Origin of the sequence: Buchnera aphidicola (Cinara confinis), assembly GCF_900128735.1 — a bacterium.
In the GTDB taxonomy this organism is placed as follows: Bacteria; Pseudomonadota; Gammaproteobacteria; order Enterobacterales; family Enterobacteriaceae; genus Buchnera_F; species Buchnera_F aphidicola_L.
Genome location: NZ_LT667503.1, coordinates 175,332 through 192,498 on the forward strand (window position 1 = coordinate 175,332; position 17,167 = coordinate 192,498).

Consider the following 17,167-nt stretch of genomic DNA (forward strand, 5'->3'; position numbering starts at 1 on the left):
TTTAATTACTTTAATAAAGTAAATGTATTATTTTTAATAAAAAAATTTTTTTTTCTTTTCTTATATATTTTAAACTAATTTTTTCTAGATTACAGATTATTATAATACTTAATAGTATCATAATTTGATAAGAAGTTTTTTATCGAATATTTTTACCGCCTTATGACAGGCGGCTAAAAATAACATTTGTATATTTTATTAATATCAATATGTATTTTTATTAATAATAAAAATTAATTTTCACGAAGTAATAAATTTAGTTCGGTTTTTTTTAATGTTTTATAATCGACTCTTTTGACAATAACAGCGCAATATAAATTTATTTTTTTATCTTTTGAAGGAAGGGAACCTGGAACTACTACAGAACCGCTAGGGACTTTTCCATAAAAAATAGTTTTTGTTTCACGGTCATAGATTTTTGTACTTTGACCAATATATACACCCATGGAAATAACAGATCCTTGACCAACTATTACTCCTTCTACTATTTCAGAACGAGCGCCAATAAAACAATTATCTTCGATAATGGTAGGGTTATTTTGTAAAGGTTCTAATACTCCGCCTATACCAACTCCTCCGGATAAATGAACATTTTTTCCAATTTGAGCGCATGATCCAACTGTAGCCCATGTATCAATCATACTATTTTTTCCAATATTTGCTCCTATATTAACAAAACTAGGCATTAATATCACATTTTTATCAATAAAAGAACCGTATCTAATTGTTGCATAAGGTATAATTCGAATATTATCAGTAATAAATTTTTCTTTATTATATTTTTTATATTTTAATGGTATTTTATCGTAGTATGTATTTTCGGCACATTTAAAGATTTTATTTTTTTTAGAATATAAGTATAAAAGTACAGATTTTTTAATCCACTGATGAGTTATCCAAATTCCATTAATTTTTTCAGATACTTTAATTTTTCCTGCGTTTAATAAAGATATAGATTTTTTTATTATTTCTTTTTCTTTTTTTTGAATTATATAGTTTTTTATTTTATTTTTTTTATCATAAATAAAATCTATATTTTTTTTTAGTTCTAACATGTTAATATATAACCTTTCTAGAAGTATAAACAGTTTAATTCTATTTATTTTTTTGTTAATTTGTATATCATGATATAGTTCATGCGGTTTGATAAGATAATTATATAAATTTTTATTAAAAAATATAAAATTATTTTGACGATTTAAGAATTAATAAAAATTTTTGGAATATTTTCATCTTTTTGTAAAGTAAAAATTTCACAACCTGTATCGGTTACTAAAATAGTATGTTCATATTGAGCAGATAATCCATTATCTTTTGTTTTTACTGTCCATCCGTCACTGCAGCAGTATACATCTGATGATTTTTCATTTATCATTGGTTCAATAGTAAATGTCATTCCAGGTTTTAAAATTGTATCATGATCAGAGTTTTCATAATGTAATACTTGTGGTAATTCATGAAAATTTTTTCCGATTCCATGTCCACAATATTCTTTAACTATAGAAAATCTACTTTTTTGAACATAATTTTGAATACTTTTTCCAATTATAGAAATTGGAATTCCGGGTTTAATATTTTTTAAGGCTATATAGAGACTTTTTTTAGCAATCTCGCATATTTTTTTTTTTTTTTGGTTAACTTTACCTACAAAAAACATTTTAGAAGCATCGCTATAGTATCCGTCTTTAATTATTGCGACATCTATATTAACTATATCTCCTTCCATTAAAAAAGTATTTTTATCAGGAATTCCATGGCATACTACGTCATTAATTGAGATACATATAGATTTTGGAAAATTAAGATATCCTAAACATGCCGGTATAGATTTTCTTTTTTCTGTTATATAACGATGACATAGTAGATTAATTTCATTGGTAGACGTTTGCGGTTGAACATAATTTGTAATCATTTCTAATACATTAGCAGTAATTTGACCTGCTATACGCATCAGTTTTATTTCTTTTTGATTTTTTAAGGATATTTTCATGGTTTTAAGTTATAAAAAAATTAGTAAGCATAAGTTTTTTTTATTAGAAAAATATTATTTATGTTGTTTATAGTATTGGTTTTAAATATAATTCTTTTAATCAAGTTATTTTTTTAATTTTATATTAGAAGTTATCTGAAATATTTATAGTAATTTATAAAATTTTTTATATAAATTTACAGGTATATAGTTTTTTTTATATAAAGGATTATTTATACTATACTATAGTATATAGTCATTATATAATAAAGATTATATATGAAAATTATAAAATTTTTTTTTAATCTATATAATTAAAAAAGAAATTTTTTTATTTATAGTTCTTGTAAAAATGAGTAATATATATAACATAAAAAATTTTTAAGTGATTATTTATTGATTTTATACAATAAAAATATTTTTTAAAATATACTCGAGGGGTATAATGGATATTATATTAATGAAAGATATGATTAAAGCTGGAGTCCATTTTGGACATCAAACAAGATTTTGGAATCCAAAAATGAAACCGTTTATTTTTGGTACTCAAAATAAAGTACATATTATCAATTTAGAGAAAACGTTACCTTTATTTCAAAGAGCTATTATAGAATTAAAGAATATTGTTAAAAATAATGGCAAAATATTATTTATAGGAACCAAAAGGGCGGCAAGTCATTTAGTGAAAGAATCAGCTATTTTATGTAAACAATTTTATGTAAATAAACGTTGGTTAGGTGGTATGTTGACAAATTGGAAAACGGTTAGACAATCTATTAAAAAGTTAAAAGATTTAGAAATACAGTCAAAGGATGGGACATTTGAAAAATTAACAAAAAAAGAAGCATTATTAAGGGTACGTTATTTACGAAAATTAGAAAATAGTTTAGGAGGAATTAAAAACATGGGTGGTTTACCGGACGCAATATTTGTAATAGATACAACGCATGAGAATATTTCAATACAGGAAGCTAATAATTTAGGTATTCCAGTTTTTGCGATTGTGGATACTAATTCTAGTCCTGATGGTGTCAACTATATAATTCCTGGAAATGATGATGCTATTAGATCTATAAAATTATATTTAAATGTAATTACTTTAGAATTATTAAAAAACTATTCACAAAAAAATGTGCTGAAATTTAATAATAATAATATATAAAAATATTTATTTTTTATTAATTATGATGAATATTAATATTAAGTTTAATATTTATTAATTTTTAGTAATATAATATTAGTGAGGATGTTCATCAGATTAAATAAGATAAAATATTTTTATTTTCTTAAGGAAAAAGAAATGGATAATTTATTAATTTTAATTAAAGAGTTACGGAAAAAAACGGGATCAGGATTAATGGATTGTAAAAAAGCTTTAATACAATCTCATGGCGATCTAAAAAAAGCTATAGATTATTTAAGAACATCTGGAATATGTTTAGCTTTAAATAAATCTTCGAATAAAACCAAAGAAGGTTGTGTATTTTCTTTTATAAATAATTCGATCGGATTTTTATTAGAATTAAATGCAGAAACAGATTTTGTGACTAATACGATGGAATTTAAGAATTTTGGTCAAGATCTAGTAAATTATGCCGGGCAAAAGAACATCGATGATATTAGTAGTTTACAAAAAATTTTTAAAAAAAAATTATTAGAATTAATCAATAAAGTTTCAGAGAATATTATTATTCATAGGATTAAAAAAATTTCTGGTAATCATATAGTTTCATATATTCATATGAATAAAATCGGTGTTTTAGTAACATCTCCCTTAGTTAAATTATCATCAGAGCAAAAAGAATGTATGAAAAATATAGCTATGCATATTGTAGCTTCTAATCCATTATGTTTGAAAAAAGAAGACATGCCAAAAAGAATTATAGATCATGAATTCTTAATTCAAACTGAAGTTGCAAAGAAAATTGGCAAACCACCTTTGTTATTAGATCGAATCATTGCAGGGCGGATGAAAAAATTTATTAATAATAATACTTTGTTAGATCAAAATTTTGCAATGGATAATAAAAAAAGTGTTCAAGAATATTTAAAAGAACATAATGTTGTATTATCTAATTTTATTAGATTGCAAATAGGGGTAAAATAATATCTGAAAAATCCAGTATAATATAGAATTTAGTGATTATTTTTTGATTTTTTTATTTTTAAAATTTTTCTTATTTATAAATGAATAGAATATTCTTTTTCTTTAATTATGAATTGTTAGGATCAGAATCTTAAAGTGTATTAATTTAATTGAAATAATTATTGATAATGATAATAAATAAGATTTTATTTTTTATCAGTGATATTAAATTTTAACTAATGATAAAAAATTTTATTTTTTTTTAAAAAATAAAATGATATATTATTTTTATATTGTTTAAATATTATAAAATAGAACTCACTTGAGTAAAACAAATATTTTTTTTTAAAAAAATATATTTAAATAAATTAGTATTTAGAACATAAAAAAGATTGATATTAAATTTAATAGAAAATTTTTCATTTTTATGATGAATAATAATAAAAAAATCAACATAATTAAGTATTATTTTTATAATTAAATAAATAAAGTTACTATAGATTACTTGCATGAAAAAACTGCTGTTATCGATATTCTATATGAATTAGTAAAAATATTTATATAAGGATTAATCAAATATGATTTCTTCAATACAAGAATTTGTTTATATCTCGATGGGTAAGTGTATTAGCGTTTTTCAAAATAATTTAAGTAATATACGGGCTAATAATATATCTCCTGCATTATTGAAAAATATTTATATAGAATATTATGGAGTAAAAACTTCTTTATTTCAATTATCTAATATAGTGACAGAAGATAATAAAACATTAAAGTTAACATTATTTGATCTCTCGATAAAAAGTAAAGTAGAAAAAGCTATTATAGATTCGAATTTAGGTTTTAATCCGATTTCTACGGATTCGACTATTCGTATTTCTATCCCAATTTTGTCTGAAGAAAGAAGAAAAAATTTAATTAAAATTATTCGAAAAGATTCTGAATATACTAAGGTTGCAGTGAGAAACATTAGGCGTGATGCACATGAAAAGTTAAAAATTTTTTTAAAAGATAAAAAAATTACCAAAGATTTAGTACGAGTTTGTAAAAAAGAAATTCAAGAGTATACAGATTTATTTATAAAAAAAGTTAATAATATAGTAAATTTAAAAGAAAAAGAATTAATAACTATATAAGAATCTATAAAATATAAAATTATAATCAGTTATAAAATTATTAAGTGCTATTTTTTTAATAAATTTTATATTTGATTCAAGTGATATCATTTTTTTTAATAAATAAATGAACCTTTTTTATTTAAAAAGTAGTTTTTAAATGATAATATTTAATCAATTAAATACATTCAGAGCAATAATATTTTTTAACGTACTTTTTTTTATTTTTAAGTGAATTACATATCTATATATTACTTAAGAAATAACAGTACTATAAAAAACATTGTATTAAAACTTGTAATGATATTTTTTTTTAATTAATGATAAATAAATAAGTATAATAAATATGTTTGATAAAATTTTTGTTTTTTTAGGTATATTATTTTTTTCTACTACTATTTTTCCTGTCAAATCGTGTGGTATTACGCGTATTTATTTTCATGGAATACAGCACTCGGCTAAATCAAAAATTGTAAGAAAAATGATGGTAAATCATAATCGTCATTATTCTTCTAAAGACATTATTAAAAAAATAGAAAAATTGTTTAATACAAATTATTTTATTAATATACGTGTTAAAAAAATAAAAAATTCATTTTTTTTTTATGTAACAGAATATCCAAAAATCAAAAAAATATATTTTTCTGGAAATCATATTTTTTCAAATCTTTTTTTAAAAAATAGGCTACGTCAATTTAATATGATGAAAAATGATTCTTTTGATATTAATAAATATAATCGTTTTTTGTTTTTTTTAAAGCAATGTTATTTTAATTGCGGTATATTTGGTGTGCATATTGAACCTTTATTAGTTAAATCTTTAAATAATACAGTATTTATTAAAATAAAAATTAATGAAAATCCTTATTTTAATTTATCTAAAATTCAAATTAAAGGTAATAAAACTTTTTCTGAATCTTTTATTTTTAAAAAATTTTTTCCATTGTACAGACCTATTTTTTTGCGCGGTTGGTTACAAAAACAATATACTTTTAACGAATTGAAAAAATATTTGTTAAATTTAAAAAATTTTTATAAAAAAAATGGATTTTTAAATATAAAAATTAATAGATTAAAATTCTTTGAAGATAAAGATCGCAATAATATTTCAGTTATAATTATTTTAAATGAAGGTAAAAAGTATCAATTTAAAAAAATTGTTATTCATCAATTTAAATCATTATTTTTTAATAAAAATGAAAATAAAAAATATATTTTGATTCCTAGTTCTAAGTTTAATTCATCCGGTATACCTTTATTGAAGCAAAAAATAAAAAGACTTTATGCTAAAATAGGTTTTTCTAATACAAAAATTTTTATGCATTATGATATTGATGAAAAAAATAGCTCTGTTATTTTAAAGATCTTTGTTTATCCTCAGCGTCAGTTTTTTATAAATAATATTTATTTTTCTGGAAATAAAAAGTCTAAATATTTATTTTTAAGAAAAGTGATAAATCAATCTAAATATGCATATTTAAATAAATATTCTTTAAAAGAAAGTTGTCAAAATTTGTTAAATACTCATTTATTTGATTCAGTTTCTATGCGTATATATAAATCAAAAGATGCACTTAATATGATTAATATTTGTTTTTTTCTTAAAGAAAAAAATGATAATCAGGTGGCTGCATGTTCTCTCGGATATGACGCCACTACTGGACTTTTATTACGTTCTTTGTATTCAAATAAGAATGTTTTAGGTTTAGGGCGTACAATATATGCAAAAATTATAAAAAATTTACAGTTAACTAATTTACATCTTTCTATTATTCGACCACTTAATTGTTTGAGAAATTTTACACTTAAATCTCGTTATTTTTTTCATTCTTTAGAAAATATTCATGTTGATCCATCTAAATATTTGGATAAATATTTTGGTTTCGATATAAAATTAAGTAGTCCAGTTATTAATAAGAAAAAATTTTTTGTTTCTCTTGGTACTTTTTCAGCTAGGTTTCCTAATTTATTGTCTCAATTTTCTTTGATGCGATATATTGCGTCACTATATAAGAATAAAAAATTTAGTCCGGTCATAAAAAATACTATGATAAATGATTTTATTATTAAATATATTTTTGATTATAATAATATAAATCAAAAAAAGTTTTTAAAAACTGGAGATCATATTAAGGTAAAAGGTAAATTTACATTACCTGGGTCAGAAAATTATTTTCATAAAATTACTGTAACTTCAGATACTATTTTTCCATTAGAACCAACAAAAAATTTTTTATTGCATATTTATTCAACGTTAGGTATAGGGTTATCATTTGGAAAAAAAATTTTTCCGTTATATGAAAATTATTATGCTGGTGGTTTAAAATCTATTAGAGGTTTTAAAATTAAAAGTTTAGGTCCTACGGCATTATATTGTAATATTTATAATCTTTTATATAAAAAAAAGAATAAAATTACTGATCAGACTATGTATGAATCGACGCATCCTTTGGGCGGAAATATTCTGATGAATACAAATATGGAATTATTATTTCCACAAATTCATACTACAAATTCTTTAGTTCGTTTTTTTCAATATGGATTTTTTTTAGATACAGTAAATATTTGGATGAGTTCTTTAAAATATATGTTAAGTATGTTTAAAAATACCGATATTAATAAATTGTATAATCCTAGTACCATTTATATGTCTACTGGAATTTTTTTTCGTTTTTTTTCTTTTTTAGGTCCCATGACTATAACATTCGCCGTTCCTTTACTTTTTCATAATATACCTACGCATAATTTGTTAAATTTTCATATCGATTTTAATAAATTTTAATTTTTTTTATTAAAAATTTTTTCTTAACAAAATATATTTTTGGTGAAATATGTTCAATGATATGAATCAGATTTTAAATGTTAAAAAGATTGTTCAATTTTTACCTCATCGTTTTCCTTTTTTATTAATTGATCAAGTAATTGAATATAAAAAAAGTATGTTTTTATATGCTAAAAAAACAATTACAGGTAGTAATTTTTTTTTAGGTCATTTTCCAAAAAAATCTGTTTTTCCCGGAGTTTTAATTATAGAATCTATTGCGCAAGCAAGTGGTTTATTATCTATCTTTAGCAATGGGCAATTAGTAGGGAAAGAATTAATATATTTAGTAAATATAAAAAATGCATTTTTTAAAAAAATAGTTCGTCCCGGCAATGAGATGATGATAAATGTTTTTTTAAAAAAACAAAAAAGTAATTTTGAAGAATTTGATGGTGTTGTATTGGTTAATAATACGATAGTTTGTACAGCAACATTATTGCTATCACGTTTTTAATGTATAATATAATAAAATTTATATAATATATTTTTTTTATATTATGTCATTAAAAACATTTTAGGTATTATTTTTTTTTATGTTTTTATTTTTTTGATATAATGCTATTTATATATTTTGAATATTATAATTTATATTGATTATATAATTTTTAATGTTTAACCGGATAAAAAAATATGTTGCAAGTAAAATTTGTACATTTAAAAGTTCATAGTGATTATTCCATGACTGACGGATTAGCTACTCCAGAGTCTTTAGTAAAACATGCGTACCATTCAAATATGATGGCATTAGGAATAACCGATATTAATAATTTATACGGTGTAATAAAATTTTGTGCTTCAGCTAGTATTTATGGAATTAAACCCATTATTGGCATGGATATTTATATTAGTTCACATATTATAAAAAATAAAATTTTTCATTTAACAATTTTAACTAAAAATAATATTGGTTATAAAAATCTTATTAATTTAATTTCGGAAGCATATCAAAAAGGTTATACTGAAGATATTGGTCCTGTGATATCACTACAAGAAATTGTGCGTTATCGAGAGGGCTTATTAATCTTATCAGGAGGAATTACTGGAGATATAGGTACATGTTTATTAAACAATGATTTATATTTATTAGAAAAATGTATTTTTTTTTATAAAAAATATTTTTTGAATAAATATTATTTAGAAGTTTCTCGTATTGATAAAGAGCAAGAATATGAATATATTAAAAAAGTAAAACACACTTCTTTATTTTATTCAATACCATTAGTTGCAACTAATTCTGTTTCTTTTTTAAGAAAAAAAGATTTTAAAATACATAAGATTCGAGTAGCAATTCATCAAAAAAAAAATGTATCAGATCCAAATTTTGTTTATACCTATACTAAGGAACAATTTTTAAAAAATGAAAAAGAAATGGCAGAGCTCTTTTTTGATATTCCGGAAGCATTAGTGAATAGTGTTGAAATTGCAAAACGTTGTAATGTTATTATTCCATCTGGAAAATATTTTTTACCAATTTTTTCTACAGAAGAAACTAATCTTTCTAATTTTTTTTTACAAAAAGTAACAGATGGATTAAATAGTCGTTTAAAAAACAATTACCCAGATAAAAAAGAAAGAAAGAAGTATAATTTAATATATTTTAAACGATTATTTTATGAAACAAAAATTATAAAAAAAATGGGGTTTATTAGTTATTTTTTGATCGTTATGGAATTTATAAAGTGGGCAAAAGATCATGATGTACCTGTTGGACCGGGACGAGGCTCAGGACCTGGTTCATTAGTAGCATATTCATTATTTATTACAGAGTTAGATCCTATAAAATTTGATTTATTATTTGAAAGGTTTTTAAATCCTGATCGTGTATCTTTACCTGATTTTGATATTGATTTTTGTATGGATAAACGGGATTTAGTTATTGACCATGTTTCAAAAAAATATGGTCGATATTCTGTAGCGCAAATTGTAACCTTTGGTACTATGGCGGCTAAAGCGGTAATACGAGATGTAGGTCGTGTTTTAGGATATCCGTATGGTTTAATAAATAAAATTTCAAAAATGGTTCCTTTAGATCCTGGCATGACATTAGAAAAAGCATTTTTAATACAAAAAGAACTGGTAAATTTATATAATTTAAATGATGATATTAAAAAATTAATAGATATAGCTAAAAAATTAGAAGGGGTAACAAGAAATATTGGAAAACATGCAGGAGGCGTAGTGATTGCACCTACAAAAATATCTGATTTTGTACCTGTTTTTTGTGATTCTCAAGGTAAAAATCAAATTACTCAGTTTGATAAAAATGATGTAGAATTTGTTGGTTTAGTGAAATTTGATTTCTTAGGTTTAAAAACTTTAACGATGATTTATTCTTGCGTCCAAAAGATTAATATAGAAAAAAAAAAATTAAATATACCAGAAATTTCAATTAATTCATTAGACTTAAGTGATAAAAAAAGCTTTTTTTTATTAAAAAGTGCTGAAACCATGTCTATTTTTCAGTTAGAATCAGTAGGTATGCGAAATTTAATTCGTCGATTACAACCTGATTCTTTTGAAGATATAATTGCATTAGTTGCATTATTTCGTCCGGGACCATTACAATCTGGTATGGTAGATAATTTTATAGCCCGAAAACATGGTCGAGAAAAAATTTCATATCCAGATAAAAAATGGCAGCATCATTTATTAAAACCCATTTTAGAACCGACATATGGTATTATTTTATATCAGGAACAAGTAATGCAAATTGCGCAGGTTTTAGCTGGATATACTCCAGGAGAAGCTGATCTTTTACGACGAGCTATGGCAAAAAAAGATCCGAAAGAAATGAAAAGACAAAAAAATATTTTTAGAATTGGTTCAAACAAAATTGGTATTTGCCCTCATCTTTCTGAAAAAATATTTTCTTTATTAGAAAAGTTTTCTGCTTATGGTTTTAATAAATCACATTCCGCTACTTATGCTTTGATATCCTATCAAACATTATGGTTAAAAGCGAATTATTCGGCAGAGTTTATGGCTTCTGCTATGACTTTAGATATGGACAATACTGATAAAATTATTTTTTTGATACAAGATGCTCGACGTATGAGATTAAAAATTATAGCACCAAATATCAATATTAGTAATTATTCATTTTCTATTGATAAAAATAAAGTAATTATTTATGGTTTAGGTGCTATTAAAGGTTTAGGAAAAACATCTATCGATCATATTATTAAAGAAAGAAATTTGAAGAAAAAGAAATATAAAAATTTTTTAGATTTTTGTATTCGAATACATGCAAAGTGTATTACGCGTCGTATTTTAGAAAGATTGATTATGTCTGGTGCTTGTGATTGTTTTCAAGTTTGTCGAATTCAATTATTCAAAAGTATCGAATATTGTATGAATTTTGCTAAGCAATATTTATCTGCTATTAAATTAAAACAAAATTTTTTATTTAATTTTAATTATAATCATTTTTTAGATAAATACACAAATAATGAAGACGTTAGCTTAATTACTGTGCAAGATATTGTAGAAAAAAAAATAATATACTTTCAGTGGGAACGTGAGACTTTAGGGTTTTATTTAACTGATCATCCTATTAAAAATTTCTTAAAAGAAATAAATTACTATACAGACAATACTAAATTAAGTGATTGCACGTGGATTAATAAAAAAAAAAATATTATCATTGCAGGTATAATTTTTTCAATAAAAATAAAATTTACTAAAAATAATAAAAAGTTTTATCTAATTAAATTAGATGACTCATTTAGTCATTTAGAGATAATATTTTTTAGCGATTCTAATAATGATAATAAACATCGTTTATTAACTAAAAAAAATGTAATTGTGATTACAACAGGTGAAGTATATTTTGATAAATTTCGAGGTTGTTCACGTTTTTTAGTTAAGAATATTTTTGAACTTGAATCTTTTCGCATAAATCGTATTAAAAGTATTACATTAAAAATTCATGATTTTTTATTATTAAACAATCTAATCATTCATTCTCTAGAAAATTATTTAATTCATCATGTCTGTGTAGGTCCAGTATATATATCATTTTTAGTTTCTGAAAAAAATCGAAAAAAATATAATATTTTTCAAAAAAACTGGAAAATACAACCTGATAATAATTTCTTTAATTATATAAACTTTCTATCTAAAGAAATAGAAACTGAAATAATTTTTTTTAAATAAATTTACTTAATAAATAAAATTAATAATAAATATTAATATTTTGTGATTTTTTTAATATATTTGATGATACTTGTTAATGAAATATTATTTATTAAACCATTATCCCTGGAATAATATTCAACGTATTTCATTTTTATAGATTTTTGACTAATAATAATACCGTGAGGAATACCAATAAGGTTCATATCAGCAAACATTTTTCCAAAACTTTCAGAGCGATTATCAAATAATATTTCTATTTTTTCTTTTTTTAACTCATGATATAATAATTCGGCATATTTTTTAACAAGTATAGATTTATTTATTTGAATTGGTATTATAAAAACTTGAAAAGGAGCAATATTTGAAGGCCATTTAATGCCTTTTTTATCCGAATGCTGTTCAATAATTGCCGCGATAATTCGATTAATTCCAATGCCATAACAACCCATATGAACGAAAGTATTTTTTCCTTTTTTATTTTTTATTTTTTTATTAAAAATAGAAGAATATTTAGTATTTAATTGAAAAATATGTCCAATTTCTATTTTTTTTTCTATTTTTTTATTTTTTTCTTCGTTTAAAGAAAAATTATCCCTGTTTATATTTGAAATATCTATGAATTCATGAAAAAAAATATCTTGATACCAAAGTATATTACTAACTTTTTTTTCTGTATTAATAATAAAATAAGGTATTTTTTTTACATGTAAATCCGCTATTATATAAATAGTATTATCTATAATATGTTTTATATTTAAAATATTTTGCATTTTTGGAAAAATATTTTTTATTTTTAAAAATTTGATAGGCTGATTAATTATTGAAATATTTTCTAATTTTTTGATATTTATTTGATGTATTTTATTAATAATTAAAGCAACATAAGCATTTTTTTTTTTTTTATTTTTGATAGCTACAAAAAATATTTTTATTTCTTTGGTTTGAATATAATTTAAATTTTTTAAAAATATTTGAGAGTTTTTTTTAGGTATAAGCGCATTAAATTCATGAGATATTGATCCGCCCATTGTAGAAGCATCAGCTTTATTAACTTGAAAGATTAATTGAAATTTATTAAAAATTTTTATATATATTTTGAATATTTTTTGATAAGTTTTTTCAAGTGAATTTTGATCTATATGAAAAGAATATGCATCTTTCATAAGAAATTCAGTGGATCGTATTACTCCAAATTGAGGTCTTTTTTCGTCTCTAAATTTTTTTTGTATCTGATAAAACATAATAGGTAATTGTTTATATGAATTGATTTCATAATGCATAATATATGTAATTATTTCTTCGTGTGTAGGGCTTAAAATAAATTTTTTGTTTCGACGATCTGTTAAACTTATTAATTCTTCACCATATAATTGATTTCTTCCGCTTTGATCCCAAAATTTTTTTGGTTGTAATAATGGCAAACATATTTCAAGAGCTCCATATTGATTCATAATTTTTTGAATTATTCTTGTTACTTTTTTAATTACTCGATATCCTGTGGGAAGCCATGAATATAGACCTGAAGATAACATACGAATCATACCTGCACGTAACATTAATTGATGACTGATTGTTTTGCTATGCGCGGGTTTTTCTTTTAAGGTAGATAATAAATATTTTTTGGTATACATGGTTAGTAAAGTTCTCATTTTAAGGAGCGATAAAAATAATTTATAAATTTAATTTTTATATTTTTTTTTAGAAAAAATTTTATTATCAAGAATTTTTCAATTTGATATGTAAATTTTTTATTTTTTTATACTTTTATATATATAATAAAATATTATAAATTTTTATACAATATAATGGAAAATATCATGAATAGTGAGTCATATGAAGATAAGAATGAAAAACCTACCCCGCATAAAATTAAAAAATCAAAAGAATTAGGTATTTTAGCATATTCTCATGATATTAACTCTTTTTTTATACTATTGTTTTGTTTCTTTTTTATAAAAATAAATTGGAAAAAAATTATTTATTTTTTTTATAACTGTTTTTTGCATAGTTTTATTTTTAATTCTAATTCATTAGAAGATAAAATTTTACCATTTTTTTTATTTTTTTATTATCTAAAGTATTTTATTTTTTTTTTATTATTTTTATTTATAGGTATTCTTTTTATATTAATTATTTCTCCAATGGTCTTTTATAATCATTATTTATTTATTAATCAATATAAATTTAACTTATTTTTTTTAAATATTTTTGATAATATAAAAAAAATTTTTTCTTTAGATATTTTTTTAGAATTTTTTAAAATTTTTTTAAAAATTGTTTTTTTTATGTTTATTACTGGGTTTTATTTATGGAGATATTATTCTAGCTATATATTATTAATGAAACTTTCTTTAATGTCTAATTTATTTTTAGGGCTTCATTTTATTCATACTTTTTTTATTATGATAATTGGAATTATCTTCTTTATAGCAATAATAGATTTTTTTTTGAAACATTATCAAAATTATAAAAATTTGCAAATGACATTACAAGAAATTAAAAATGAATTTAAAGAACTTGAAGGAAATCCAATTATTAAACAAAATCGTTATCATATTATGAAAAAAATAAAAGGAAAAATAGATAATATTTTTAATGCAGATGTTATGGTTACAGATCAAATACAATATTTAGTAGCCATACAATATAATGTTACAACTATGTCTGTCCCAAAAGTTTTAATAAAAAGTCAAGGTAAGTCAATAAAAAAGATGAAAATAATTTCTAAAAAACATAATATACCAATTTTGCTTTTACCAGAATTAACTAAGGCATTATATCATAATACTATCGTTAGAAAAGATATACCTAGTTTTTTATATAAACCAGTAGCAGAAGTTTTTGCTTGGGTCTGGCAATTACAAAAATGGAAAAAATATGGAGGAATTTATCCTCAACCACCAAAATATATATCAGTGCCTACAGCGGTATATTTTACTGGAGAATAATTTTTATGATAAAGTTATTACAATTTTTAAAAAAAATAGAAATATTAAAGAATCAGCAATGGCAATTTCTTTCTGTTCCAATATTAATTATTATGATTCTGTCCATGTTAGTATTACCGTTACCTCCTATTGCATTAGACATTTTTTTTACATTTAATATAGTATTATCTATTATGATTTTACTTGTATCTATGTTTACTCAGAACACTCTTGACTTTTCTTCCTTTCCAACTATTTTATTATTTTCAACATTATTACGTTTAGCATTAAATATTGCGTCCACACGTGTTATTTTATTATATGGTAATACAGGTTCTTTTTCGGCGGGACATGTAATTGAGGCATTTGGTTCTTTTTTAATTGGAGGCAATTTTGCTATAGGGATAGTGATATTTATTATTTTAGTTGTGATAAATTTTTTAGTAATCACTAAGGGATCTGGAAGAATTGCAGAAGTAGGTGCGCGATTTTTTTTAGATTCTATGCCTGGAAAACAAATGGCGGTAGATGCCGATTTAAATTCAGGAATGATTTCAATAGAAGAAGCTAAAAATCGACGTAATACTATAGAACAAGAATCAGATTTTTATGGAGCTATGGATGGAGCAAATAAATTTATTAGGGGTGATGCTATTGCTGGAATATTAATAATGATTGTAAATATTATCGGAGGTTTATCTATTGGAATTTTACAGTATCAAATGTCATTTTTACAAGCCGCTACTGTTTATAGCATTTTAACTATTGGAGATGGTTTGGTAACCCAAATTCCCGCATTACTTATCTCTACTGCTTCTGGAGTTATTGTTACTCGCGTTAGTACTAATGATAAAAATATTGGTGAACAAATGATTTATCAAATTTTTAATAATCCAAAAATTATTTTATTAGGAGGTATTGTTTTAGGAATTTTTGGTTTAATACCGGGTATGCCAAATTTTATGTTTTTAATTTTTACATTTGGTTTATTTTTTTTGTCATGGTGGATATATACTACAAATGTTGTGCAAATTTCCACATCAGAAGACTCTAAGAATTTTAGTTATTCTGAAATAATGGAGCCATCATGGAGAGACGTTCAATTTGAAAATCCAATTGTAATTGAATTAAGTAAAAAATTATTATTTATTATAAAACCGAGTCAAGAAAATGATTTTTTAAAAAAAATTCAGGTAATAAGAAAAAATATTACTCAAAATTTTGGTTTTTTACTTCCGAATATTAATATTACTTATAATTCTAGTTTAGAAAATGGTTGTTATCGAATTTTAATAAAAGGTGTAGAGTATGGACAAGGAAAGGGTTATATAAAAAAATTACTTGCTATTGATTCATTTAGTACTATGCATCAATTGTCTGGTATTAAAATTCAAGAACCTGTTTTTGGTTTATCTGCGTATTGGATTGATCCTCTGGAAAAAGATGTAGCCATTCAAAAAAAATTTACAATCGTAGATATCTCTACAGTGTTAGTTACGTATATAAATAAAATTCTTATTGATAATATACATGAATTATTAGGATTTCAAGAAATTCATCAATTGATAGAACATATTTCAGAAAATTTTCCTAAATTAATAGATCATTTAATACCTAATATAATATCTACAGCAACATTCCAGAAAATTTTGAAAAATTTATTAAAAGAAAAAATTCCCATTCGTGATATCTCTTCTATTTTAGAAGCTCTTTTGAGTCATGGGGTCAATTTAAAGAATAATATATCAGCTTTAACTAGTGCTGTGCGTATATCACTAAAAAAAATTATTACTCAGAAGTTTTTTTTTCAAAATTATTATATTAATGCGATTGGTTTAAGTCAAAATCTTGAGAAAATATTATTGCAGCTTGTAAGATCTAAAAATAATATTATGGAACCCAATTTTTTAGAAAATTTAATTATTAAAACAAAAAATTCTATTGTAAATCAAAAAAAATTAAAAGAACCAATAGTATTATTAGTCCATCACGATTTACGCATAATGTTATCTGAAGTATACTATTATAGTATACCAGATTTAATTATATTATCTTATTTAGAAATTATTGAAACCCGTAAAATATGTATAACTACCGAAATTAAATAAA

At 22.4% G+C, this 17,167-nt stretch carries 11 protein-coding genes; 8 read left to right on the forward strand and 3 right to left on the reverse strand.

Features of this window, described 5'->3' with window-relative positions; translation table 11 throughout:
• Positions 1-233: 233 nt before the first annotated feature.
• Both dapD and map read right to left on the reverse strand, forming a co-directional pair.
• A complete protein-coding gene (gene dapD / locus APCICONF2801_RS00735) occupies positions 234-1,055 on the reverse strand; it encodes a 2,3,4,5-tetrahydropyridine-2,6-dicarboxylate N-succinyltransferase (protein WP_075431843.1) in 822 nt (273 codons plus the stop codon).
• 143 nt (positions 1,056-1,198) lie between these two features.
• Entirely contained in the window at positions 1,199-1,990 is a 792-nt protein-coding gene (map, locus tag APCICONF2801_RS00740) for a type I methionyl aminopeptidase (protein ID WP_075431845.1), read from the reverse strand.
• Positions 1,991-2,414: 424 nt separating this feature from the next.
• On the opposite strand from map, the gene rpsB reads away from it, so the two are divergent.
• The 6 genes from rpsB (at position 2,415) to dnaE (ending at position 12,149) form a co-directional block, all read left to right on the forward strand.
• Entirely contained in the window at positions 2,415-3,131 is a 717-nt protein-coding gene (gene rpsB, locus APCICONF2801_RS00745; RefSeq protein WP_075431847.1) for a 30S ribosomal protein S2, read from the forward strand.
• A 138-nt stretch (positions 3,132-3,269) separates the two neighbouring features.
• Positions 3,270-4,076 carry a translation elongation factor Ts gene (gene tsf, locus APCICONF2801_RS00750; protein WP_075431849.1) on the forward strand — a complete coding sequence of 269 codons (807 nt, stop codon included), beginning with the start codon at positions 3,270-3,272 and terminating at the stop codon, positions 4,074-4,076.
• 557 nt (positions 4,077-4,633) lie between these two features.
• Entirely contained in the window at positions 4,634-5,191 is a 558-nt protein-coding gene (gene frr / locus APCICONF2801_RS00755) for a ribosome recycling factor (RefSeq protein WP_075431852.1), read from the forward strand.
• Between the two features lie 325 nt (positions 5,192-5,516).
• Positions 5,517-7,952 (forward strand): outer membrane protein assembly factor BamA, encoded by a 2,436-nt coding sequence (bamA, locus tag APCICONF2801_RS00760; RefSeq protein WP_075431854.1) that lies wholly within the window; start codon positions 5,517-5,519, stop codon positions 7,950-7,952.
• A gap of 61 nt (positions 7,953-8,013) precedes the next feature.
• Positions 8,014-8,448 (forward strand): 3-hydroxyacyl-ACP dehydratase FabZ, encoded by a 435-nt coding sequence (gene fabZ / locus APCICONF2801_RS00765; protein ID WP_172800839.1) that lies wholly within the window; start codon positions 8,014-8,016, stop codon positions 8,446-8,448.
• Positions 8,449-8,624: 176 nt separating this feature from the next.
• The gene (dnaE, locus tag APCICONF2801_RS00770) at positions 8,625-12,149 is read left to right on the forward strand and encodes a DNA polymerase III subunit alpha (protein WP_075431858.1); all 3,525 of its coding nucleotides are present in this window, start codon (positions 8,625-8,627) and stop codon (positions 12,147-12,149) included.
• A 32-nt stretch (positions 12,150-12,181) separates the two neighbouring features.
• Here dnaE and APCICONF2801_RS00775 read toward each other — a convergent pair whose 3' ends face one another.
• Positions 12,182-13,780: an aminoacyl--tRNA ligase-related protein gene (locus tag APCICONF2801_RS00775; protein ID WP_082252716.1), complete on the reverse strand. Its 1,599-nt coding sequence runs from the start codon at positions 13,778-13,780 to the stop codon at positions 12,182-12,184.
• Between the two features lie 168 nt (positions 13,781-13,948).
• Between APCICONF2801_RS00775 and APCICONF2801_RS00780 the strand changes: the two genes are divergently transcribed.
• Positions 13,949-15,079, forward strand: a complete 1,131-nt coding sequence (locus APCICONF2801_RS00780; RefSeq protein WP_075431861.1) for an EscU/YscU/HrcU family type III secretion system export apparatus switch protein — start codon at positions 13,949-13,951, stop codon at positions 15,077-15,079.
• A gap of 5 nt (positions 15,080-15,084) precedes the next feature.
• Complete coding sequence (locus APCICONF2801_RS00785) at positions 15,085-17,166, forward strand: flagellar biosynthesis protein FlhA (protein WP_075431863.1); 2,082 nt, start codon at positions 15,085-15,087, stop codon at positions 17,164-17,166.
• Position 17,167: the final 1 nt, after the last annotated feature.